The following is a 23,481-nucleotide window of genomic DNA, read 5'->3' on the forward strand; positions in this document are numbered from 1 at the left end:
ATGGAGCCCGCAACCATCCTGGTCGCCGATGACGACCGCAGCATCTGTACCGTTCTGCATCAGGCACTCAGCCGGGCCGGGCATACGGTGCGCACCACCGGCACCGCCGCCTCGCTGTGGCGGATGGTCGAGGACGGCGACGGCGATCTGGTGATCACCGATGTGGTGATGCCCGATGAGAACGCGCTCGACCTGTTGCCCCGGATCAAGCGCCTGCGCCCCAACCTGCCGGTCATCGTGATGACCGCACAGAAGACGCTGTTGACCGCGGTCAAGGCGACTGAACGCGGGGCTTTCGAATATCTCCCCAAGCCGTTCGATCTGAACGAACTTCTCCGCATCGTGCAGCGGGCGCTCAACACCCGGCGGGGCGATGCACCGCCGCCGGCACTGGATCAGCGCGGCCAGCCGCAGGCCGAAGAAGAGATGCCGCTGGTCGGCCGTTCGCCGTCGATGCAGGAAGTCTACCGGGTCATGGCCCGGATCATGGGCACCGATCTGACGGTGATGATCACCGGCGAAAGCGGCACCGGCAAGGAGCTGGTGGCGCGGGCGCTGCATGATTACGGCAAGCGTCGCGGCGGGCCGTTCGTGGCGATCAACATGGCGGCCATCCCGCGCGACCTGATCGAATCCGAGATGTTCGGCCACGAAAAGGGGGCCTTCACCGGTGCTGCCCAGCGCAAGACCGGCCGGTTCGAGCAGGCCCAGGGCGGCACGCTGTTTCTGGACGAGATCGGCGACATGCCGCTGGATGCCCAGACACGGCTGCTGCGCGTGCTTCAGGAAGGCGAATTCACCACCGTCGGCGGGCGCACGCCGATCCGGGCCGATGTCCGCATCATCGCGGCCACCCATCGCGACCTTCGCCAACTGATCCAGCAGGGCCTGTTTCGCGAGGATCTGTTCTATCGCCTGAACGTGGTGCCGGTGCGCCTGCCGCCGCTGCGCGAGCGGCGGGAAGACATCGCGGATCTGGCCCGGCATTTCCTGAAGCTCGCCTGCGATCAGGGCCTGCCGCTCAAGACCCTGTCGGCCGATGCGATCGAGGTGCTGACCGCCTATCACTGGCCGGGCAATGTCCGCGAGCTTGAAAATCTGATGCGTCGCCTGGCGGCACTGTCGGCCGAGGACGTGATCTATCGCCCCGATATCGAGGGTGAGTTCGCCGAGCCGATGCCGGCGGATGACGACCGGCGCCGCGGCGGCAGCCTGGGTGAGGCGATCGATTTCCACCTCGCCGAATATTTTGATGCCCATGATGACGGCCTGCCGCCGGCGGGTCTCTATGATCGGATTCTGCGCGAGGTCGAGCGGCCGCTGATCGAGCGTACCCTGGTCGCCACCCGGGGCAATCAGATCAAGGCGGCCCAGGTGCTGGGGTTGAACCGCAACACCCTGCGTAAGAAGATCCGCGATCTGTCGATCGAGGTCACCCGTGGGGGCGAGCCTACCCGCATCGGCGGCAGCGTGGCCGGCAGATGACCACCGGATCCGCCGGGGAGGGCGTGCAGGAGGAACGGCCGCAGCCGTCGCGGGCGCCCGAGATGCGGCACCAGCGGGTTGCCGGCCGCATTGCCGGCAATTTCGGCCGCCGCATGGCCGTGCTCGTGGCCCGCATCCGTCCCGGCCGGATCTTCACGATCGCCCTGCTGATTGCGGCGCTGGGCGCGGGTGTTGCGACCTATCTGGCGCTGACGGGGCTGTCGTTCTTCGGCAACAACTGGGGGACCGAGGCCCGGGCAGATGCCGGCACGGTGTTCATTCTGCTGAACATTGATCTGGCTCTGCTGCTGCTGCTGGTCGGCATGCTGGCGCATGGGCTGGTCCGGCTATGGCTACAACGGCGCCGGCAGTCGACCGCCTCGCGGCTGCAACTGAGGCTGGTGACGCTGTTCGCGCTGGTGGCGGCGCTGCCAGCAATCGTCGTGATGGTGTTCTCGGCACTCTTCTTCGATTTCGGCGTGCAGACCTGGTTCAACGAGCGGGTCCGCACGGCGCTCAGCCAGTCGCGCGAGGTGGCCCAGGCCTATCTGCTGGAGCATCAGCGCACCATCCGGGCGGATGTCATCGCCATGGCGGGCGATATCGACCGCGAGGCCCTGACCACCTTTGATGCCAATGGCCGCCTTCAGCGGTTGATCGAGATCCAGGCGGCGCTTCGCAATCTGCCCGAGGCGATGGTCTTCCGCGGCGATGGCCGCATTCTTGCCCGCACGGAACTCAGCTTCAGCCTGGAGTTTGCCACCGTGCCGCAGCCGCTGCTCGACGAGGCGCGGCGCGGTGAGGTGGTGCTGCTGACCGACCGCCAGGACGATCGGGTACGGGCGCTGGTCCAGGTGCCGAGCCTGGGGGATGTTTTCCTGTATGTGGGCCGGTTCGTCGACAGTACCGTGCTCGACCATATGGAGCAGGTGAACCGGGCGGTCTCGCAGTACGAAGAGGCGGATACCCGCCGGTCGGGTATACAGCTCAGCTTCACCGGTCTGTTCGTGCTGATTGCACTTCTTCTGCTGCTCGCTGCGGTGTGGATCGGCTTTCTGGTCGCGCGCTCGATCGCCCGGCCGGTCAGCCAGCTGGTCGGCGCCGCGGAACGGGTGCGCGGCGGCGATCTGACCGCCCAGGTGCCGGAGGGACGGGAGGATGACGAGGTCGGCATTCTGGCCCGGGCCTTCAACCGCATGACCCGGCAGCTGGCGGCGCAACGCGAGGCATTGCTGGCGGCCAATCGCCAGATCGACACCCGCCGCCGCTTCACCGAGAAGGTGCTGGAGGGCGTCTCGGCGGGTGTTATCGGTCTCGATGCCGAAAACCGGGTCAATCTGGCCAATCGTTCGGCTCTGGCCCTTCTGGGGGTGGATTTCGATCAGGCGGTGGACCGGCCGGTCACCGAGCTTCTGCCGGCGCTGGAGCCGCTGCTGGCCCGACTGGCCGAACGGCCGGATCGGGTGGTTCAGGCCCAGATCGAGGCGGTTGCCGGCGGCAATCATCGCAATCTGATGGTGCGCCTGGCGGCCGATCTGGTGGTTCAGCGCGGCCGCGACGGCGCGGCGGCAACCGTCGGCGTGGTGGTCACCTTCGACGACATCACGGAATTGATGGTGGCGCAGCGCACGGCTGCCTGGTCGGATGTGGCACGTCGCATTGCTCACGAGATCAAGAATCCGCTAACCCCGATCCAGCTGTCGGCCGAGCGGCTGAAGCGGAAATATCTGAAGGAAATCACCTCCGATCCCGACACCTTCGTCGCCTGCACCGAGACCATCATCCGCCAGGTCGGCGATATCGGGCGGATGGTCAACGAGTTCTCGTCCTTCGCCCGCATGCCGCAGCCGGTGATGGCCGATGTCGATCTGGGGCCGTTGCTGCGTGAAGCCTCGATCACCCAGCGCATGGGACGCCCCGAACTGAAGTTCGATCTGGAACGGCCGGATGGCCCGGTGATGGTGCGGGCAGACGCGCGACTGCTGGGGCAGGCCCTGACCAATCTGCTGGTCAATGCCGGTCAGGCGGTCGACGCGGTGGCCGAAGGCGAAGGTGTGCCGGTCAAGGATCTGCCCGAAGAGCGCCGGGTGATCCGGATCGTTCTGGAGGCGGGGGAGAAGCGGGCGCTGATTACCGTCGAAGACGCCGGCAAGGGCCTGCCCGAGGCGTTCCGCGGGCGACTGACCGAGCCTTACGTCACCACCAAGGCGAAGGGAACGGGTTTGGGCCTCGCCATCGTCCGCAAGATCATGGAAGATCACGGCGGCCGCCTGTCGATCGACGACCGTCGATCGGCCGACGGCCGTATCATCGGGGCGGTGGCGACACTGGAACTGCCCCTGGCCGATCCGGGTGCCGTCCCCGGCGCGGCCGCGTCAGACAACCGGCATTCCACGCCACGGCAGGACGGTCCCAACAGCTCTTCTGGTTCTACAAGGCCCTGACGCGATGCCATCGGACATTCTGATCGTCGATGACGAAGACGACATCCGGCACCTGGTCGCTGAACTGCTCCGCGACGAGGGCTATACCGCCCGGACGGCGCGCAACAGCGACGAGGCGCTGGCCGAGGTCGCGACCCGGCTGCCCGATATGGTGCTGCTCGATATCTGGCTCGATGGCAGCCGGCTCGACGGCATGGGCATCCTGTCCGAAATCGTGCGCGACCATCCCGGCCTGCCGGTGGTGATGTTCAGCGGTCATGGCACCATCGAGACGGCGGTCACCGCCATCCGCGAAGGTGCCTATGATTTCATCGAGAAGCCGTTCAAATCCGATCGCCTGCTGCTGGTGGTGCGCAATGCCATCGAGCACGCCAGGCTGCGCCGAGAAGTGGCCGACCTGAAGAAGCGCGCCGGCGGCGATGCCGAACTGATCGGCACCTCGGCCGCGGTGCGCCAGCTGCGGCACACGATCGAACGGGTGGCGCCGACCAACAGCCGTGTGCTGGTGACCGGCCCAGCCGGTGCCGGCAAGGAGGTGGCCGCGCGGCGGATCCACACCCAGTCGCGCCGGGCCGACGCGCCGTTCGTGGTGCTGAACTGCGCCATCATGACGCCGGATCGCGTGGAGGCGGAGCTGTTCGGCGCGGAGCCGGGAGCGCTTGGCCCCGACACGCCGCGCAAGCTCGGCCTGTTCGAACAGGCCCATTCCGGCCCCCTGTTTCTCGACGAGGTTTCGGCCCTGCCGATGGAGACCCAGGGCAAGGTGGTGCGCGCCCTGCACGAGCAGCGCTTCACCCGGCTTGGCGGCGAGCGGCCGATCGAGGTTGATGTGCGGGTGGTGGCGGCCACCAACCGCGATCTTGCAAGCGAGATCCAGTCGGGGCGTTTCCGCGAGGATCTGTTCTACCGCCTGAACGTCGTACCGCTCAGGGTGCCCAGCCTGAAAGAACGGCGGGACGACATCCCCGAACTGGCGCGGCATTTCATGGCGCGGGCTGCGGCGATGTCGGGCTTGCCGCCCCGCAGCCTGGGCGCCGATGCGCTGGCCGTGCTTCAGGCCGGGGAGTGGCCCGGCAATGTCCGCCAGCTGCGCAACGTCATCGAGTGGCTGCTGATCATGGCGCCGGGCGATGCCCAGACCGAGATCCGGGCCGAGATGCTGCCACCGGAGCTGGGGGCGGGGGCGCCCGCCCTGGTCAACCCGTCGGAGGATGGCGAAATCATGGGCCTGCCGCTGCGCGATGCCCGCGAGGTGTTCGAGCGCAACTACCTGAAGGCCCAGGTCGCCCGCTTCAACGGCAACGTATCGCGGACGGCGAGTTTTGTGGGCATGGAGCGCTCGGCGCTGCATCGCAAGCTCAAGAGCCTCGGCATCAATACTTCCTCGTAACCCACTGGCAGATCGTCGAAAGGGCAGGGCCACATGAAGGTCATCATCTGCGGCGCCGGCCAGGTGGGGCACAACATCGCACGCTCGCTCGTGCGTGAAGAGAACGACATCACCGTCATCGACCAGTCGGAAGACCTGATCCGCAAGCTTTCCGAATCGCTCGAGATCAAGGGGTTGATCGGCTACGCCTCGCATCCCGACGTGCTGGAGCAGGCAGGGGCGGCCGATGCCGACATGCTGATCGCGGTTACGGCCTCGGACGAGGTCAACATGGTCGCCTGTCAGGTGGCGCATGCGCTGTTCAACGTCCCGACCAAGATCGCGCGGGTCCGCCATCAGGGCTATCTGCAGCCGATGTGGGCCGATCTGTTCAGCCGCGAGAACCTGCCGATCGACGTGATCATCTCGCCTGAACTGGAAGTGGCACGGGCAATCGGCCGGCGCCTGAAGGTGCCGGGGGCGACCGACGTCATTCCGTTCGCCGGTGACCGGGTCTATCTGGTCAGTCTGAAGGCGGAAGCCTCGTGTCCGGTGGTCAACACACCCCTCTCTCAGCTGACCGAACTGTTCCCGGATCTCACGCTCCGGATCGTGTCCATCATCCGGGGGGACCGGATGATCGTGCCCACCCCGCGCGATCAGATCATCGCCGGCGACCAGATCTATTTCGTCGCGGATCGGGACCACGTGCCGCGGGCGATGGCGATCTTCGGCTTCGAGGAACGCGAGGCGCGCCGGATCATCGTTGTCGGTGGCGGCAATATCGGCCTGTTCCTGGTCTCGCAGCTCGAAAAGCTGCAGCCGCGGCTGAACATCAAGCTGATCGAAGCCGATCGCCATCGGGCGGAACGGATCGCGGACCAGTTGACCCACAGCCTGGTGCTTTCGGGCAGCGGGCTCGACCCGGACCTGCTGGGAGACGCCAATACCGGCGGCGCCGAGACGATCGTCACCGTGACCAATGACGATGAATCCAACATCCTCTCGGCCCTGCTGGCCAAGCGCATGGGCTGTAAGCGGGCGATGGCGCTGGTCAACAATCCGACCTACCCGCCGCTGATCAGTTCGCTGGGCGTCGATGTGGTGATCAATCCGCGGGCCGTGACGGTGTCGCGGATCCTGCAGCATGTCCGGCGTGGCCGCATCCACGCCGTCTACAGCCTTCAGGATGGCGGCGGCGAGATCATCGAGGCCGATGCGCTGGAGACCTCGCCGCTTGTCGGGCGGCCGCTCCGGGAAACCGGCCTGCCGCAGGGGGTGATCATCGGCGCCGTGGTGCGCGAGGGCAAGGTCATCGCCCCCGATGGCGACACGGTGATCAAGGCGCGGGACCGGATCGTGCTCTTCGCCCTGGCCGACAGCATCCGCAAGGTCGAAAAACTGTTCTCCGTCCGCCTCGAATTCTTCTGACCCGATCCGGAGCCCCGCCTTCGCCATGACCCTGACCATGCCCGAGCGCGGGCTTGACGATGCGGCTGCCTTTGCGCGGCTCGGCCGTCCCGACGCCGTGCTGTTTGACTGGGACCACACCCTTGTCGATGCCTGGGGGGCGATCCTCGCCGCCTATAACGACGTCATGATCGCCTATGGCAAGCCGCCGGCGCTGACGCCGGAAGAGGGGCGGCTGCGCATCCGCCGCTCGATGCGCGACACCTTCCCCGAGATTTTCGGGGATCGCTGGCAGGAGGCGGCGCTGCGTTTCAAGGCAGCCTATGCCGCGCGGCACCTCGAGACCGTGGTCGCCATGGAGGGGGCTGCCGATCTGCTCGACCTGCTGGCGGGGCAGGGGATCCCGCTCGGTGTGGTCAGCAACAAGCAGGGCCCGTTCCTGCGGGCCGAGGTCGCCCATCTGGGGTGGGGGGAACGCTTCGGCGCCCTGCTGGGGGCCGGCGATGCCGCCCGCGACAAGCCCGATGCGGCGCCGGTCATCAAGGCGCTGGCCACCGTCGGCCGCGAGGCCGGTCCGAATGTCTGGTTCGTCGGCGATGCCCTTGTCGACATGGACTGTGCCCGGGCCGCGGGCTGCACCGGCATCCTTCTGGTCCACGACGGCACGAGTCTTGATGAAGGGGTGCTTACACGCGCAGACCTCCGGGTTGTCGATTGCCGCCACCTGCACGACCTTGTAACTTCGGCGATGGGTCTTACCTGATCGGGCGGTCCGATATGGTACGGCTCCGGGCCGGCGTGTGATGGCACGCGGTACCCGGGCGGGGGACGCCCGGCAACCGGCTCGACAAAGATCCCGGCTAAGACCCGAAAAGCGGTCGCGGCGGCCGGGAGACAGACCAACATCGCCGCATGATAACAAGAAGGGGTGCCTCTCATGGCGTCTGAAAAGAACCAGAACCTCCAGGATGTGTTTCTGAACTACATCCGGAAGAACAAGACTCCGGTGACCGTGTTCCTGGTCAACGGCGTCAAGCTTCAAGGTGTCGTGACCTGGTTCGACAACTTCTCCGTGCTGCTGCGGAGGGACGGGCACAGTCAGCTCGTGTACAAGCATGCCATCTCGACCGTCATGCCGACGGTGCCGGTCCAGCTGTTCGATGCCCAGGCTCAGGGCGATCGCGACAAGGATCACGGCGACCATTGATGGTCGAGACGGACGGGGAACACGTGCTCTGCCCGCGCGGGTCCCCTGTCCGGCAGGGCTTCTGACCAGGCCGCCGCGGGGTCGCGTGCGGCCTGTCATCGCCTTTGGGGGCGGGGTGGCGACCGCCGGCGACATGATGTCGCAACCTTTCCTGTCCTTTGCGCCCGGCGCATGAAGGAGCGGTTTGTCCGACGATAAGATCATCATCCGGCCCGACGGCGATCTGCCGGCGCGGGCCCTGGTTCTGCAGCCCGACGTCAAGGAGCAGCGGCGCGGTGCGCCGGCCCCGGTCGAGAACGATCCCGAAGCGGTGCGCAGCATGCGTGCGCGGCTGGACGAGGGGATGGCGCTGACCGGCGCGCTCGGCCTCGACGTCGCCGAGGGGCTGGTTGTGCCGGTTGCGCGCATGCGGCCTTCCACCCTGCTGGGGTCGGGCAAGGTCGACGAGATCAAGGCGAAGCTCGAAGCCGCACCGGTCGATCTGGTGGTGATGAACCGGCCGCTGACGCCCATTCAGCAGCGCAATCTGGAGAAGGCCTGGAACGTCAAGGTCATCGACCGGATCTGGCTGATTCTGGAGATTTTCGCCGACCGTGCCCGCACCCGGGAAGGGCGGTTGCAGGTCGAGCTTGCCCGGCTCGGCTATCAGCGCAGCCGTCTGGTCCGCAGCTGGACCCATCTGGAGCGCCAGCGCGGCGGACGCGGCTTTCTGGCCGGCCCCGGCGAAACCCAGATCGAGACCGACCGCCGGATCATCGACGACAAGATGGCCAAGCTGAAGCTTCAGCTGGCCGAGGTCGTCCGCACCCGGGAACTGCATCGCAAGAAGCGCCGAGAGGTGCCCTATCCGGTGGTGGCCCTGGTCGGCTACACCAATGCCGGCAAGTCGACGCTGTTCAATCGGGTCACCGGCGCCTCGGTGATGGCCAAGGACATGCTGTTCGCGACGCTGGACCCGACCATGCGCGCGCTCGACCTGCCCTCGGGCCGGCGGGTGATCCTGTCCGACACCGTGGGCTTCGTCTCTGAACTGCCGACCGGCCTCATCGCCGCCTTCCGGGCGACGCTTGAAGAGGTGCGCGAGGCGGCGCTGATCATCCATGTCCGCGACATCGCGGACCCGGATACCGGCGCCCAGCGGCGCGACGTGCTCCATGTGCTGGGCGAGCTGGGCATGGGCCATCGCCTGGCCGACGACGTGCTCGAATTCCGCAACAAGCTCGACATGCTGGAAGGCGAGGCGCGGGAGCGGGTGCTGAACGAGGCAGCGCGCGCCGAAGATGCGGTTGCGGGTTCGGCCCTCTCAGGCGAAGGGCTTGACCGGCTCTTCGCCGCGATCGATGCTCGGCTCGCGATCGGGGACGAGCTTGCCCATTTCGACGTGCCGCATGCCGATGGCCAGGCCCTGGCCTGGCTCTATGAGCACGGTGAAGTCGCGGAACGTGCGGATGATGAGGCCGTGGCCCATGTCGCCGTCCGCCTGAAACCCCAGGATCTGAGCCGGTTCCAGGCCCGCTGGCCGCATCTCTCGGCGCCTGTGTCGCTGACGTGATTTTTTTGGGCCCGGAGCCCTTGAACGATTTGCTAGCACTCTTACCTGAGGAGTGCTAAACAGCCCGTGCAGGTCCGGCCCATCCGGGAGAGCCTGAACGGGCCGGGCATATCCTCAGAAATCGCTCAGACTGGAGAGTACTCATGGCGATTCGTCCGCTGCATGATCGCGTCGTTGTGCGCCCGATCGAGCAGGAGCAGAAGACGGCCGGCGGCATCATCATCCCCGACACCGCCAAGGAGAAGCCGCAGCAGGGCGAAGTCATTGCGGTCGGCAATGGCGTCCGCGGCGAGGACGGCAAGGTTGTGGCGCTCGACGTGAAGGTCGGCGACCGCGTCCTCTACGGCAAGTGGTCGGGCACCGAGGTGAAGGTCGACGGCCAGGACGTTCTGATCCTGAAGGAGCAGGACATCTTCGGCGTGATCGAGGGCTGATCCCCTTCATCCCGCATCCGGTTCCGCTTTCGCCGGACCAAATTTCGTGACCAGGGACCGGGATGGCCGCCAGGCGGGTCCCATCCCCTGACCACATCAGAGCTTTTGAGGAAGAACCATGGCTGCCAAGGAAATCAAGTTTGGTAACGATGCGCGCGTGAAGATTCAGCGCGGTGTCGACGCCCTGGCCAATGCCGTGAAGGTGACGCTGGGTCCGAAGGGCCGCAACGTCGTGATCGAGAAGTCCTTCGGCGCGCCGCGCATCACCAAGGACGGCGTCTCGGTCGCCAAGGAAATCGAGCTGTCGGACAAGTTCGAGAACATGGGCGCGCAGCTGGTCCGCGAGGTTGCCTCGAAGACCGCCGACAACGCCGGTGACGGCACCACCACCGCCACCGTTCTCGCCCAGGCGATCTTCAACGAGGGCCTGAAGGCCGTCGCCGCCGGCATGAACCCGATGGATCTGAAGCGCGGCATCGACCAGGCCGTTGCCAAGGTCGTCGAGACCCTGAAGTCGCGCGCCAACCCGATCAACACCTCGGACGAGATTGCCCAGGTCGGCACCATCTCGGCCAATGGCGAGCGTGAGATCGGCGAGATGATCGCCGAGGCCATGCAGAAGGTCGGCAAGGAAGGCGTGATCACGGTCGAAGAGGCGAAGAGCCTGCTGACCGAGCTGGATGTCGTCGAGGGCATGCAGTTCGACCGCGGCTACGTGTCGCCCTATTTCGTGACCAACGCCGAGAAGATGGAAGCCGAGCTCGAGAGCCCGCTGATCCTTCTCTACGAGAAGAAGCTCTCCAGCCTTCAGCCGATGCTGCCGGTCCTCGAGGCCGTCGTGCAGCAGAACCGTCCGCTGCTGATCATTGCCGAGGACGTCGAGGGTGAGGCCCTGGCGACCCTGGTCGTGAACAAGCTGCGTGGCGGCCTGCGCGTCGCCGCCGTGAAGGCGCCGGGCTTCGGCGATCGCCGCAAGGCCATGCTGCAGGACATCGCGATCCTGACCGGCGGCCAGGTGATCTCTGAAGACCTGGGCATCAAGCTGGAGACGGTCACCGTCGACATGCTGGGCACCGCCAAGACCGTTCGCATCACCAAGGACGACACCACCATCGTCGACGGTGCGGGCGAGAAGGAGGAGATCCAGGGCCGCGTCGCGCAGATCAAGGCGCAGATCGAGGAGACCACCTCGGACTACGACCGCGAGAAGCTGCAGGAGCGTCTGGCGAAGCTGGCCGGCGGCGTCGCGGTGATCCGCGTCGGCGGCGCCACCGAGACCGAGGTGAAGGAGCGCAAGGATCGCGTCGACGACGCGCTGCATGCGACCCGCGCCGCAGTCGAAGAGGGCATCGTTCCGGGCGGCGGCACTGCGCTGCTCTACGCCACCAAGGCGCTTGAGGGCCTGACCGGCGTCAATGCCGACCAGACCACCGGCATCGATATCGTCCGTCGCGCCCTGACCCGCCCGGTCCGTCAGATCGCCGACAATGCCGGCGTCGACGGCGCCGTCGTGGCTGGCAAGCTGGCCGAGAGCGACGACAGCAACTGGGGCTTCGACGCGCAGAAGGGCGAGTACACCGACCTGGTGAAGGCCGGCATCATCGACCCGGTGAAGGTCGTCCGCAGCGCGCTGCAGGATGCCGCCTCGGTCGTCGGCCTGCTGATCACCACCGAGGCCATGGTCGCCGAGAAGCCCGAGAAGAAGGACGCTGCTCCGGCCGGTGGCATGGGCGGCATGGGTGGCATGGGCGGCATGGACTTCTGATCCAGCCGATACCAGCCGACCCGATCTTCGGATCGACGGTCTATGTATCGATGGAGGTCGCAGTCCCGGAAACGGGGCTGCGGCCTTCTTCTTTTTCTGACAAAGAGTTATCGACGGATCTTCTGGAATTCCGGAAAGAAAAAGCCCGCCCCGGTCGCACCGGGGCGGGCTTTCTGATGATGGGCGGGGTCCGGCTTCAGCCGCGCTTCACCGCGAAGGCGTTGAAGGCCTGCATGACCGGCATCAGCTCCAGCACGTTGATGTTGAGGTGCCGGGGGGTCTTGCTGACCCAGTGGATGACGTTGGCGATGTCATCGGCGCTCATCGGCGTCATGCCTTCATAGACCTTCGCGGCCCGTTCCTTGTCGCCGCCGAAGCGTACCGTGCTGAACTCGGTATCCGCCATGCCCGGCTCGATGCTGGTGACGCGGACATTGGCCCCCAGCAGGTCGGCCCGCAGATTCAGCGAGAACTGGTGCACGAAAGCCTTGGTGCCGCCATAGACATTGCCGCCCGGATAGGGATAGGTGCCGGCAACCGAGCCCAGATTGATGATATGACCGCGATCGCGGGCGACCATGCCCGGCAGCATCGCGCGGGTCATATAGGTCACACCCTTGATGTTGGTGTCGATCATGGTGTCCCAGTCGTCGAGATCGGCGCTGGGGGCCGGGTTGAGGCCCAGGGCGAGGCCGGCATTGTTGATCAGCACGTCGACGGCGTCGAAGGGGGCGGGCAGGGCGGCCATCGCCTCTTCCACGGCCTTGCGGTCGCGCACGTCGAGGGTGACCACATGCACCTCGCCCCCAAGTTCGGCCTTCAGCGCCTCCAGACGCTCGGTACGGCGCCCGACCAGCACCAGACGGTCGCCGGAGGCGGCATAGGCGCGGGCGATGGCGGCGCCGAAACCGGCGGTCGCGCCGGTGATGAGGACGGTCAGGCGGTCGGACATCACGTCGTCTCCTTGTCTGGTCCGGGGAGGTCTTCAGGTGTGCGAGCGGCTTCGGCCTCGGAAGCCTTCACCGCTTGCCAGAGCGCTTCCAGCCGGTCGGCATCGACCGGCCCATCGCCTTCTTCAGCTGTGCCTTCTTCAGCTGTGAGCCGGGTTTCGAGGGCGCGAAACCGCCGCTCGAACTTGGCATCGGCCCGCCGCAGGGCATCTTCGGGATCGAGATGAAGCTTGCGGGCAAGCTGGGCAACGCTGAACAGCAGGTCGCCCACCTCTTCGCGCACGGCATCGTGATGGCCGGCGTCCATCGCCTCACGCAGCTCTGCCGTCTCTTCGGCGACCTTGTCGAGCACGCTCCGGGCATCCGGCCAGTCGAAGCCGATCCGGGCGGCGCGCTTGCCGAGCTTTGCGGCGCGCATCAGCGCCGGCATCGCCTGGCCGACATCATCCAGCAGGCTTGGGGCGGTGGCCGGGGCGGCATCGGCGCGGGCGGCCTTGGCGGCGCGTTCTTCCGCCTTGATATCCTCCCAGCGCCGGCGCACGGCATCCTGGTCGGCCCCGCCATCCTCTGCAAAGACATGAGGATGCCGGCGGATCATCTTGGTGACGATCGCCTCCACCACATCGGGGAAGGCGAAGGCGCCGGCCTCTTCGGCCATGCGGGCATGAAAGACCACCTGGAGCAGCAGGTCGCCCAACTCGTCGACCAGATCGGCCATGGAGCCGCGATCGATGGCGTCTGCAACCTCGTAGGCTTCCTCGATCGTATAGGGTGCGATGGTCGAGAAATCCTGGGCAACGTCCCAGGGGCAGCCGCTCTCGGGGTCGCGCAGCCGCGCCATCACCCGCAGCAGGGCCCGGATGTCGCGGCGGTCCACGGTTGCGTCGTCGGGCAGGGCGGGGCGAGCAGGGGCGGCGTCCGTCATCGGGCGGCTTCCATCTGGATGGAGAGGGGCGGCTTCGGCCGTGTCGGGGCCCCTTTCATACCGCCGCCGCCGCCCCGGGTCCATGATGAACCACCGCAGGTCCATCTGGTGGATTTCCGCACGGCGCAGGGCCGCCCAGTGAGTCAGGCTCCCGGCAGGTCAGGCGGCCTGTGCCGCTTCAGTCTTCAGCTCTGAGACGATCGAGAACGACCGACGACGCAGATCCTGGTCGTAGATCGCCGCATTGATCATCACCTCATTGGCGCCGGTCAGCCCGATCAACCGTTCCAGCCCCTTGCGGACGGTCTCGCGGCCACCGATGATCGAGGCGCTAAGGAAGTCTTCCACGGCCCGGGCTTCGTGTACCGACCAGAGCGCGTCCATGTCGTCCACCGGCGGTGCCAGCGGCTGCATGTCGTTGCGGATCAGGTTCAGTACGTGCTGCTTTGCCGAGGTCGAGAGATAGTCGGCCTCCTCGTCGGTCTCGGCGGCAATCACGTTGGTGCCGATCATCGCATAGGGGGCCTGCAGCGTCTCCGACGGCTCAAAGGCCCGGCGATAGATTGCCAGTGCCTCCAGCATGTAGCGCGGTGCAAACTGGCCCGCGAAGGCGAAAGGCAGGCCCAGCTTGCCGGCAAGGCGTGCGCTGAAATCACTGGAGCCGAGCAGCCAGATCGGCACCTCCAGGCCTTCGCCCGGAATCGCCCGCACCCGGCGTGGCGACGAGGATTCCGGCTTGGCCAGGAAGCCGCGCAGCTCCATCAGCAGGGCAGGGAAGTCTTCGGGGCGGCCGGTCAGGTCGCGGCGCAGCGCCCGTGCGGTCAAGCCGTCGGTTCCGGGCGCCCGTCCAAGGCCCAGATCGATGCGGCCCGGATACAGGCTCTCCAGCGTTCCGAACTGTTCGGCGACGATCAAGGGGGCGTGATTGGGCAGCATGATGCCGCCGGATCCGACGCGAATCCGGCGCGTGCCTCCGGCAATATGGCCGATGAGGATGGCGGTGGCCGAACTGGCGACGCCGGGAATGTTGTGATGCTCCGCCAGCCAGTAGCGGGTATAGCCCAGCTCGTCGACATGGCGCGCCAGAGCGAGGCTGTCGGCATAGCTTTGGGCAATCGGATGGCCGGCCCTGATCGGCGACAGGTCCAGTACGGAGATCCGGGTTTGGGCAAGAAGGCTCATGGAATGCGGGCTCCCGGTCGGGTTCGGGTGGTCCGGTCTATATAAGACCGATTCGGTCGGGATTGCACCTGTCGCGTTGCATGATCGCGCCCTTCCAGGCATCTTCAGGCATCCGAATGAATCGCATAAGCAACATTATGGAAAATAAGATCTGGATTATAGGGGACGCTGTCATGGCCTGGCATATGGTTTGGTGACCGGTGCCCGGTCTTGATGCATTCTGCCGCGCCACACTGCCAGCCAGACCCGAGGGTCGGTAAGCCATAAGGGATCGACATTGACCGACCTCCGACACGGGACAGCGACCCCCAACTGGTATCGCGCCGAGGATCATTTCTTCACGGCCATCAGCGCCCAGCATGAAGGCTTCGGGCGAAGTGTCCGGGCCTATGTCACCGGCGTGGAAACGGCTGCCCTGAACCTGCTGTCCCTGCATCTGCCGGCCAAAGCGCCGGACGCCGCGGCTGATCGTGGGGTTGCCTTCATGACCGGCGCCGGCCTGCCCTTCTCGCTCGCTTTGCCTGAAGACCGGGCGTCGGCATACGAAGCCTGGGCCGCCGGCTACGGGCTGACGCCGTCCGGGATTACGACGGCGATGACGATCGATCCGGCGAAGCGGCAGCCCCGGCCGGGTGCCGTCGGCGTCGACCTTGTGGTCCGGGCCATCGACGACCTTGAGGTCTGGAGCCGCCCCTTGGCCGAAGCTTTCGGCGGCGGGCCCGAGATTTCGCGGCAGTATAGCGATCGCCATCATGCAGCCAGGCATGCCGGACATCGTCTGGTGCATCTGACCGGCTTCGTAGAGAACGAGCCGGTCTGCTCGGCGACCCTGTCCATGGCGGGCCGGATTGCGCGCCTCGACGATGTCGGCACGCTGCCGGCCCGGCAGGGGCGCGGCTATGGCAGCCGGCTGGTCGCTCACGCCCTGCAGCTGGCAGAGATGCGGGGTGCCCTCGCCTGCTGTCTGGAGGCATCCGTCGACGGCACGGCGCTCTATACCCATGCCGGCTTCGTCGAGCTGTTCCGCATCATGATCTTTGCCCGCGACGAGGCCTGAGTCGAAGATACGGGCCTTAGCCGACAAAAAATGCCGGGAAACGGCAAACCGTTTCCCGGCCAAGTCACTTCCGCATCGGCGACCGATCCGGGGGCAACCGGACCGGTTGGGCAAGGCTTCCGGCCGTCAGGGCGGACGGGTCGGAAGCGGACCGGCACGAGACGTGGGCAGGGTCGAAATGGCCGTGCCGGCCGGTGTCAGCGAAGCGCCAGGGGTCTCGAGGACGACTTCGCCGAACGTCGGACCATCGGGCTGAACATGGGCAGCCAGCCCGATGGAAAATCAGAACAATTCCTCGTCGCCGCCGAAGAAGTCGCCACCCTCGTCGGCCATCATGTCGGCCGCGGGATCAAGCTCTTCGGGCATGGCTTCGGTTGCGGCCGCCATGGCTTCATCGGGTGCGAGCATGCCGGCGATCATGTTGCCGAGCACCACGCCGCCCGCGACACCCATGGCGGTCTGGGCGGCACCCGCCAGGAACCCGCCGCCGGAACGCTGAGGCTGCGCCCCCCAGGGGGCCCCGCCCGGCTGCTGACCGTATCCCGGCTGCTGCTGGCCATAGCCCTGCTGAGCATATGCCTGCCGGGGCTGCGGCTGCGGAGTCTGGCGGCTGCCGCCGCCGAACAGGCCGGAGAGGAAGCCACCGCCCGAGGCGGGCCGGCTGGCGAGCTGCTGCTCCAGCTCCTGGATACGGGCCTGCGCCGCGTTCAGCGCATGCTCCTGGATGACGATGGTCTGCGCCATGTAGTAGGGCGAGCCGGGCTGCGCGTCGACGCGCTGACGGATGAACTGCTCTGCCTCGGCATCGCGCGCACCGGCGCTGCGTTCGACCTGGCCGAGCTTGGCAAAGAGGTCGTCGATGGCTTTGCGGTCCTGGGCGTCCATGACGTGATCTGTTCCCGTGATGACGGATGACGTGTGATGATAGTCGCAGCCTGGCGGACTTCGCGCGGGACGCGAGGTGCTGGCGGCACCCCTGCCCTCCGGCGCCGGGCGGAGGCCTTGAAGCCCCCTGCCCCGGCACCGGCGGCCGTCACTCCTCGCGCTGACCGGTCAGGCTCAGCAGCAGCTGGAAGAGGTTGACGAAGTTCAGGTAGAGCGAGAACGCGCCGAACACCGCCAGCTTCTGGCTCGATTCATGATCCCAGTTCTCGGAGTACTGCTCTTTGATCGACTGGGTGTCCCAGGCGGTCAGGCCGACGAAGACCAGAACGCCTGCCACCGAGACCACGAACTGGAGCATCGACGAGCCGATGAAAATGTTCACCAGGCTGGCGATGATCACGCCGATCAGGCCCATGACCAGGAACGAGCCGAACTTCGACAGGTCCCGCTTGGTGGTGTAGCCGTAAAGGCTGGTGGCGCCGAACATGGCGGCCGTGATGAAGAAGGTCCGGGCGATGCTGGCGCCGGTGAAGACCAGGAAGATCGACGACAGCGACAGGCCCATGACCGCACAGAAGGCCCAGAAGGCGGTCTGTGCTCCGGCAGCCGACATCTTGTGGATGCGGAACGAGAACACGAGCACGAAGGCGAGCGGCGCCAGCATCACCACCCATTTGAGCGGCGTGCTGAAGATCGGCACATAAAGCGCGGGCGTGGTGCCCACCACGAATGCGACGATGCCGGTGAGGACGAGCCCCAGGGCCATGTAGTTGTAGACCCGGAGCATGTGCCGCCGGAGGCCTTCGTCAAACGCGGCGCCCGTCTGGGCATATGCCGCTTCGCGGGCGAAGGGTGGCAGGTTCATCTGGTGTGGTCCCCTTTGGGGGCCCGTTCCGGGCGGCATTGCCGCCGGGGGCCCTCGTCAACTCATTGCCGTTGCGTTTGCGTTCGATCGTTCAGTAGAGGCTGCGGGCCAGGCGATCCGCGGCTTTGCCGAGATCGCGCGGGTCCGCGACAGAGGCGGTCAGGACATAGGCCTGATCGCCGATCTGCCAGAAGGCGGCCGCCTCGTCTTCCGCCTTCACTTCCTGCGGCCAGGAGACGTCGAACTCGTCGACCCTGACCGCGAAGAGCGACATCCGTCCGAGTTTCCGGTCCTCGATCGTCATCTCGACACTCGGGCCGTCATTGGACGGAAAAACCTGGACATCGATCACGCGCCAGTCTTCCGGCAGAACCGGCAGGGAAATGCGCGTGGCCTGGCGGATTTCCTGGGCGTCGAAGGCCGCCGCCGTCGGCGCGGACACCATGCCGTGACGAAGCATCGCCACCCGATGCGCCATCAGCGCCTCGTCTACGAAGCCCGGCGGCGTGGGGGCCGCCTCGCTGGTCGAGATGCCACCGAACTGGGCATGGGCCGCCCAGCCGATCGACAGCAGGGCAACCACCGCTGCCGCCCGCTGCATCCGACGCATCACGCCGGTAAAGGCCAGACCGCGTTCCACACGCCGCGCCGCATCGATCAGCCGCGGCGACGGACGGCCCTGGGCGCCACCGAAGGCGATCCGGAGCGCATCGCGGGTGCGCAGATCGGCCATCACCTGCGCCGCCACCTCGGGATGGCGGGACAGGTAATCCTCAACCTCCATCCGCCGCGCAATGTCGAGCTGTCCGTCGACATAGGCATGCAGGTCGAAGTCGGGCAGGCGCTCAGTCGGTGCCGTCATCCGACCCTCCAACGATTCGAAGCTTCGGCGGGGAACCGGCGGTCCGCGCCGCTGCGGGCCCGGCCTCGTCGAGCGCCCGAAGGGCGGCCCGCGCGCGGCCGATCCGCGACATCAATGTTCCGACCGGCACGTCGAGCGCTGCCGCCGCTTCCTGGTAGGACAACCCTTCGATCGCCACCAGATGCAGCGCTTCGCGCTGCTCGTCGGGGAGCTGCAGGAATGCCCGCCGCACCTCGTCGAGCCGGACGGCGCCGTCCTGGGCCGGTTCCGCATGCAGCGGTTCCAGCTCGGCCGAGCGCTCCTCGCGGGTCTGACGCGCCAGCCGCGCGCGCCGGGCGGAGACGAAGGTGTTGTGCACGATCGCCAGCAGCCAACCCTTCAGATTGCCGCCGCTGCGAAAGCTGCCCCGCTTTTCATAGGCGCGGACCAGCGCGTCGTGCACGAGATCCTCGGCATCCGCCTCGTCGCGGGTCAGCACCCGGGCATAACGCCGAAGCGCCCCCAGTTCCCCAACCACATCGAAGCCATTGCGTGTCGTGCTCATATCCCGTAGACGCAGCGACGGCCGGGTTTCATCCCGGCCGTCGTATTTTTTTCGGAATTTTTTTGACCCGGTCAGTTGCGGGTCCAGCGGGGCTCCCGCGCCGGCTCCGACGGCCGGCCGAACCAGCGGTCGAACAGCCGGTTCACCCGGCCGCGATGGTCGTCCAGGACCTCAGGCGGCGTTCGCCGTTCAGCCCAGCGCAAGCCGAAACTCACCACGGCGATATCGTCCAGAATGCCGAAGATCATCAGCACATCGGGGATGAGGTCGAGCGGGCTCAATACATAGGCGAGCACGCCGATCACAGCAGCCCTGGCCGCCCAGCTCTGACGGCGGTCACGGATGCTGGAGACGAGGGCAAGGGCATCGCGCCCGAGCAGGGCAGCGACGCGGAACAGGCGCAGTCGGGCCATGGCTGGCTGCGTCTCCCATTCGAGAGGGGCGGCGAAGGATTCGGCCGCCCGGCGGGGCGTACCCCGGCGCTCTTCACATGGGAACGGCGGAGAGCCTTGCCAAGATCCCGGCCCCCGCCCCTGCTTTCCCCTTGTGCGACCGGCCGTCTCAGGTGCATATCTTAACAACGATAAGATTGGAGGATATACCTCATGACCATGCAGTCCGGTTCCGCGCCGGCAGCCGATCGGCGCCTGATCCTGCTTCTCGCCGGCATGGCCGGCCTTGGGGAGTTTGCCGCCACCGCCTGGCTGCCGGCCCTGCCGGCCGTGGCGAATGATCTGGGGGTCGGCCTTGGGACCGTTCAGGCGACGGTGACCGCGGGTCTGATCGCCTTCGCCCTCGCCAACCCGATCCTGGGGCCGCTTTCCGACCGCATCGGGCGTCGTCGGGTGCTGGTGCCGGGATTTGCGGCATACCTTGTCGGCTGTGTAATCGCGATGGCGGCACCTTCGGCGATCTGGCTGATTCCGGCGCGCATTCTTCAGGCCGTCGGTGCCTGTGCCGGACTTGTGGTCGGCCGCGCAATCGCCCGTGACCGTCATGACGGGGCGGCGCTGATGCGGATCATGGCCCTGATCACCCTGGTCTTCTCGGTCGCTCCGGTGGCGGCGCCGCTGATCGGCGGACTTCTGACCGATGGCGTCGGCTGGCGGGCGATCTTCCTGGTCGCCTTCGTCTATGCCGCCCTGCTGCTGCCGCTTCTGCGCCGGTTGCCTGAAACGCGGCCGTTGGGCACCGCCGCCACGCCGATCACTGCCCTGCCGTGCAGCTATGCCGGAATGCTGCGCGAGCCGGGCGTCGGTACTGCCCTTGCCGGCAGCGCACTGCTTCTTGCGGCGCTGTTCGCCTTTCTGGTCGGAGCGCCTGCGATTTTCGTGCAGGGCCTGGGGCTGGGCGCTTCTGTGGTCGGCACGTTTCCGCTGCTCACCATGGGTGGGTTCGTCATCGGGACCGTGCTTGCCGCGCGGCTGGCAGACCGCATGCGTCCGCGCAGTCTGATGCGGGTCGGCGCCGGCATCGCCGTTGCCGGTACGCTCGCCATGCTCACCCTTCCGGTGGCGCCGCTACCGATGCTTGCCGCCATGGCGATCTTCGATCTGGGGCTCGGTCTGGTGCTGCCGGTGGTCGGCAGCACGGTGATGACGGCCTTTTCCAGCCGGGCCGGTCTGGCATCGGGATTGATCGGCCTTGTTCAGATCACCGGTGGCGCCTTGGGGGCCGGCCTGGTGCCTGCGGTCGGTGGGCCGGCCGAACTGGCCGTTCCTGCCCTTATGAGCGGCCTCGCCGGTGCCGCCTGCCTCTGCTTTCTGGCCAGACACGCGGGCGGAAGCCGTTGAACAATCGGCTGGCCCTGATCACTATGGCCGCGCAGTGCTGTCAGCGTCACGGAAAGGGCCGATGGCCAAGGCCAGATATCATCACGGCGACCTCCCCAGAATGCTGGTCGAGGCGGCGATCGTTCATCTTAAGGACCACGACGCCTCGACCCTGGGGCTGAGGCCGCTTGCCAAGGTGGTCGGGGTGTCCGAGGCCGCCCCCTATCACCACTTCACCGACCGGCGTGCGTTCGAGCACGCGGTGATGATCGAGGGCTATGCCCTGCTCCGGGCGCGCTGTCTGGCCGTGGCACCCCAATCGCTACGCGACCTGCTGGATGCCTATGTCGGCTTCGCCGTGGAGCATCCCAATCTCTTCCGGCTGATCCACCGCTCGGGCGAGGCCCGTGATCCCGCCAATGCAGCGCTTGCGGCCGCGTCGGAAGCCGCCTTCGCCCCATTGCTTGCGGAAGTGCGCCGTCGGGCGCAGATGGCCGGAGTTTGCGAGGCGGATCGGATCGGCTTTCTGGCCCTGATGGTCTGGACCCAGGTTCACGGTCTTGCCGAGGTCGTGATCTCGGACTTTCTGCGGCTTGGTGCCGACGGCGCGAGCTTCAGGGAGCGCGCCTATGCCTATATCGAGGCGGGGCTTCGCACGGCGCTGACCGCTGACTGAGATCAGCTCCGCCGCTTGCGGGCCCGGTCGTCATTGTGGCGCCTGCGCGACGCATCGGTCTGGACCGGCCTCGTTCCGCCCTTCCGGCTTCCGCCCTTTCGGCCCGTATCCTGCGGGGCCGTCTCCCGTGCCTTCCCTCGCGCCAGCCAGGCGGAGCGCAGCCCGAACACGGCTATGCCGCCGGCGATGGTGAGCAGGGTTGCCGAGGCGATGACCATCCCGAACGTGTCGCCGGTGAGGGCCTCGTCGAAGCCGTAACGATAGACCAGCCCTCGGAACAGGCCGAAGAACAGTCCGCCCGCCACAAGCATCCAGAGCAGCTTGTGGAGCGGCCGGTCAGTCTGCCAGCCCAGCACGGCACACAGGATCCAGAGGATCGGATCCCGCAGCGTGCCGAGGAAGATGGTCTTGATGATCAGGGGATCCATGATGCTGCTCACCCTTCCTCGGTCTCGTAGGCCAGCTCGACCGCCAGGCCGTCGAAGGCGGGCTCGATGCCTTCGGGCAGTTTCGCTGCCAGTGCTGCATGGCCCATTTCGTGGTTCATATGGGTGAGCAATGCCCGCTCGGGCGCCACCCGGTCGATCCAGCCCAGGGTCTGGCTCAGCCAGGAATGGGTCATGTGCGGCCGTTCGCGCAGGCAGTCGACGATCCAGAGGCGGGTGCCGGCCAGCACATCGAAGGCGGCATCGTCGAGCGCATTCACATCGGTCGAATAGGCGATCGGTCCGAAGCGGAAGCCGAGGCTGGCGATCCGGCCATGGGTCTGCGGGAAGGCCTGGATGCGGATATCGCCGACCGTGAACACGGCATCCTGCGCGATCCGCATGGCCTCGGCCGTCGGCGGATAGAGCGGGTTTGGTTTGGCCGGGTTCGGGAAGACGTAGCGAAAGCCGTCGAACAGCCGATCGATGGTGAAATCGTCGCCATAGACCGGCGTCGGCCGGTCGGTCCGAAAGGCGAAAGGCCGCAGATCGTCAATGCCGTGGATATGGTCGGCATGAGCATGGGTGTAGAGCACCGCGTCCAGCCGGTCGACCCGCGCTGTCAGCATCTGGTCGCGGAAATCCGGCCCGGTATCGACCACGATCCGGGTGGTCGCGGTCTCGACCATGATCGAGGCACGACGGCGGCGGTCGCGCGGATCGGACGACAGGCAGACCGGACAGCCACAGCCCACCACCGGCACGCCCGCAGACGTGCCCGACCCCAGCACCACCACGCGGATCCGCCCGGGGGCGGGCGGTGTGCGCGGGTCAGGGTGCGGGGGCATCGGCGACATCACGCTCCGGTGGCCCCCGTCGCGGCAGGACGGATCGCCTTGGAGAACAGGCGGTAGAAATTGTCGGTGGTGACCGTTCCCAACTCGTCCGCCGTCACCTCCTTCAGCCCGGCCAGGAAGGCGGCGGTATGGGCGACGAAGGCCGGCTCGTTGCGCTTGCCGCGCTTCGGCACCGGCGCCAGATAGGGGGCGTCTGTTTCGACAAGCAGACGGTCCAGCGGCACGCGCTTCACGGTCTGGCGCAGGTCTTCGGCATTGCGGAAGGTGATGATGCCCGAGATGGAGATGGACATCCCCATCTCGAGTGCCGCATCCGCCAGGCGGTCGGTTCCGGTGAAGCAGTGGATCAGGCCCGGAAAGGCCCCCTTCCCCATCTGCCGGGTCAGCACGTCGATGGTGTCGTCGTCGGCATCGCGGGTGTGGATGATCACCGGCAGCCCGGTGGCGCGGGCCGCCTCGCAATGGGCCTCGAAGGTCCGGATCTGGTCCTCGCGCGGGCTCTTGCCGTAATAGTAGTCGAGGCCGGTCTCGCCGATGCCGATCACCTTGGCATCGGGGGCGGCCAGGCCGATCAGCGTCTCCGCCGCGACCGGCCCCTCGGGGCCGGCCTCGTGCGGATGAATGCCGACGGAGCACCAGACATCGTCATGGGCTTCCGCCACCGCCCGCACCCGCTCGTAAGTGGAAAGCCGGGTGGAGATGGTCTGGAAGGCGATCACGCCCGAGGCGCGGGCCGCGTCGAGTACGGCATCGAGTTCCTCGGCAAAATCGGGGAAATCGAGATGGCAGTGGCTGTCGACCAGCATGTGACCCGT

At 66.8% G+C, this 23,481-nt stretch carries 23 protein-coding genes; 12 read left to right on the top strand and 11 right to left on the bottom strand.

Going from position 1 to position 23,481, the window contains the following annotated elements; genetic code table 11:
* From ntrC to groL, 9 genes are all read left to right on the top strand, one after another.
* Positions 1–1,485, top strand: coding sequence for a nitrogen regulation protein NR(I) (ntrC, locus tag CMO28_RS04045; protein WP_014745221.1), 1,485 nt, complete (start codon positions 1–3; stop codon positions 1,483–1,485).
* Positions 1,482–3,929, top strand: a complete 2,448-nt coding sequence (locus CMO28_RS04050) for a sensor histidine kinase NtrY-like (protein WP_296709988.1) — start codon at positions 1,482–1,484, stop codon at positions 3,927–3,929. The genes ntrC and CMO28_RS04050 overlap by 4 nt, the downstream gene beginning before the upstream one ends.
* 4 nt (positions 3,930–3,933) lie before the next feature.
* The gene (locus CMO28_RS04055) at positions 3,934–5,319 is read left to right on the top strand and encodes a sigma-54-dependent transcriptional regulator (RefSeq protein WP_296709991.1); all 1,386 of its coding nucleotides are present in this window, start codon (positions 3,934–3,936) and stop codon (positions 5,317–5,319) included.
* A 33-nt stretch (positions 5,320–5,352) separates the two neighbouring features.
* Positions 5,353–6,729 carry a Trk system potassium transporter TrkA gene (gene trkA, locus CMO28_RS04060; RefSeq protein ID WP_014745218.1) on the top strand — a complete coding sequence of 459 codons (1,377 nt, stop codon included), beginning with the start codon at positions 5,353–5,355 and terminating at the stop codon, positions 6,727–6,729.
* Between the two features lie 25 nt (positions 6,730–6,754).
* The gene (locus CMO28_RS04065; protein WP_296709996.1) at positions 6,755–7,471 is read left to right on the top strand and encodes an HAD family hydrolase; all 717 of its coding nucleotides are present in this window, start codon (positions 6,755–6,757) and stop codon (positions 7,469–7,471) included.
* 174 nt (positions 7,472–7,645) lie between these two features.
* A complete protein-coding gene (gene hfq, locus CMO28_RS04070; protein WP_041604880.1) occupies positions 7,646–7,915 on the top strand; it encodes an RNA chaperone Hfq in 270 nt (89 codons plus the stop codon).
* A gap of 184 nt (positions 7,916–8,099) precedes the next feature.
* On the top strand, positions 8,100–9,467 hold the full coding sequence (gene hflX, locus CMO28_RS04075; protein WP_296710003.1) for a GTPase HflX: 1,368 nt from the start codon (positions 8,100–8,102) through the stop codon (positions 9,465–9,467).
* A gap of 143 nt (positions 9,468–9,610) precedes the next feature.
* Positions 9,611–9,901 carry a co-chaperone GroES gene (gene groES, locus CMO28_RS04080; RefSeq protein WP_014745214.1) on the top strand — a complete coding sequence of 97 codons (291 nt, stop codon included), beginning with the start codon at positions 9,611–9,613 and terminating at the stop codon, positions 9,899–9,901.
* 118 nt (positions 9,902–10,019) lie between these two features.
* Positions 10,020–11,666 carry a chaperonin GroEL gene (groL, locus tag CMO28_RS04085; RefSeq protein ID WP_014745213.1) on the top strand — a complete coding sequence of 549 codons (1,647 nt, stop codon included), beginning with the start codon at positions 10,020–10,022 and terminating at the stop codon, positions 11,664–11,666.
* Between the two features lie 196 nt (positions 11,667–11,862).
* Here the strand turns inward: groL and CMO28_RS04090 are convergent, their stop codons facing one another.
* The 3 genes from CMO28_RS04090 to CMO28_RS04100 all read right to left on the bottom strand — a co-directional run bounded on the left by CMO28_RS04090 (position 11,863) and on the right by CMO28_RS04100 (position 14,723).
* Positions 11,863–12,618: an SDR family oxidoreductase gene (locus CMO28_RS04090; RefSeq protein ID WP_296710010.1), complete on the bottom strand. Its 756-nt coding sequence runs from the start codon at positions 12,616–12,618 to the stop codon at positions 11,863–11,865.
* Complete coding sequence (mazG, locus tag CMO28_RS04095) at positions 12,618–13,541, bottom strand: nucleoside triphosphate pyrophosphohydrolase (protein ID WP_296710014.1); 924 nt, start codon at positions 13,539–13,541, stop codon at positions 12,618–12,620. The genes CMO28_RS04090 and mazG overlap by 1 nt, the downstream gene beginning before the upstream one ends.
* Before the next feature lie 159 nt (positions 13,542–13,700).
* Entirely contained in the window at positions 13,701–14,723 is a 1,023-nt protein-coding gene (locus CMO28_RS04100) for an LLM class flavin-dependent oxidoreductase (RefSeq protein WP_062767709.1), read from the bottom strand.
* A gap of 277 nt (positions 14,724–15,000) precedes the next feature.
* On the opposite strand from CMO28_RS04100, the gene CMO28_RS04105 reads away from it, so the two are divergent.
* Entirely contained in the window at positions 15,001–15,780 is a 780-nt protein-coding gene (locus CMO28_RS04105; RefSeq protein WP_296710019.1) for a GNAT family N-acetyltransferase, read from the top strand.
* A gap of 282 nt (positions 15,781–16,062) precedes the next feature.
* Here CMO28_RS04105 and CMO28_RS04110 read toward each other — a convergent pair whose 3' ends face one another.
* The 5 genes from CMO28_RS04110 to CMO28_RS04130 all read right to left on the bottom strand — a co-directional run bounded on the left by CMO28_RS04110 (position 16,063) and on the right by CMO28_RS04130 (position 19,349).
* Positions 16,063–16,665, bottom strand: a complete 603-nt coding sequence (locus CMO28_RS04110; RefSeq protein WP_296710022.1) for a DUF2076 domain-containing protein — start codon at positions 16,663–16,665, stop codon at positions 16,063–16,065.
* A gap of 148 nt (positions 16,666–16,813) precedes the next feature.
* Positions 16,814–17,530 (bottom strand): Bax inhibitor-1/YccA family protein, encoded by a 717-nt coding sequence (locus tag CMO28_RS04115; protein WP_014745205.1) that lies wholly within the window; start codon positions 17,528–17,530, stop codon positions 16,814–16,816.
* Positions 17,531–17,621: 91 nt separating this feature from the next.
* On the bottom strand, positions 17,622–18,392 hold the full coding sequence (locus CMO28_RS04120) for an anti-sigma factor family protein (RefSeq protein WP_014745204.1): 771 nt from the start codon (positions 18,390–18,392) through the stop codon (positions 17,622–17,624).
* Positions 18,376–18,936 (bottom strand): sigma-70 family RNA polymerase sigma factor, encoded by a 561-nt coding sequence (locus CMO28_RS04125; RefSeq protein ID WP_062767701.1) that lies wholly within the window; start codon positions 18,934–18,936, stop codon positions 18,376–18,378. The genes CMO28_RS04120 and CMO28_RS04125 overlap by 17 nt, the downstream gene beginning before the upstream one ends.
* Positions 18,937–19,007: 71 nt before the next feature.
* Positions 19,008–19,349 carry a YkvA family protein gene (locus CMO28_RS04130; RefSeq protein WP_296710030.1) on the bottom strand — a complete coding sequence of 114 codons (342 nt, stop codon included), beginning with the start codon at positions 19,347–19,349 and terminating at the stop codon, positions 19,008–19,010.
* 192 nt (positions 19,350–19,541) lie between these two features.
* Here CMO28_RS04130 and CMO28_RS04135 point away from each other — a divergent pair, with 192 nt between their 5' ends.
* A complete protein-coding gene (locus CMO28_RS04135; protein WP_296710033.1) occupies positions 19,542–20,729 on the top strand; it encodes an MFS transporter in 1,188 nt (395 codons plus the stop codon).
* A gap of 61 nt (positions 20,730–20,790) precedes the next feature.
* A complete protein-coding gene (locus tag CMO28_RS04140) occupies positions 20,791–21,384 on the top strand; it encodes a TetR/AcrR family transcriptional regulator (RefSeq protein ID WP_296710036.1) in 594 nt (197 codons plus the stop codon).
* A gap of 2 nt (positions 21,385–21,386) precedes the next feature.
* Here the strand turns inward: CMO28_RS04140 and CMO28_RS04145 are convergent, their stop codons facing one another.
* Genes CMO28_RS04145 through CMO28_RS04155 form a run of 3 tightly spaced genes read right to left on the bottom strand, consistent with a single transcriptional unit; the run spans position 21,387 to position 23,472 of the window.
* Complete coding sequence (locus CMO28_RS04145) at positions 21,387–21,812, bottom strand: hypothetical protein (protein WP_296710042.1); 426 nt, start codon at positions 21,810–21,812, stop codon at positions 21,387–21,389.
* Between the two features lie 8 nt (positions 21,813–21,820).
* Positions 21,821–22,657 (bottom strand): MBL fold metallo-hydrolase, encoded by an 837-nt coding sequence (locus CMO28_RS04150; protein WP_296710048.1) that lies wholly within the window; start codon positions 22,655–22,657, stop codon positions 21,821–21,823.
* A gap of 8 nt (positions 22,658–22,665) precedes the next feature.
* Entirely contained in the window at positions 22,666–23,472 is an 807-nt protein-coding gene (locus tag CMO28_RS04155; protein WP_296710051.1) for a TatD family hydrolase, read from the bottom strand.
* Positions 23,473–23,481: the final 9 nt, after the last annotated feature.

Origin of the sequence: Tistrella sp. (genome assembly GCF_002684955.1) — a bacterium.
Lineage (GTDB): Bacteria > Pseudomonadota > Alphaproteobacteria > Tistrellales > Tistrellaceae > Tistrella > Tistrella mobilis.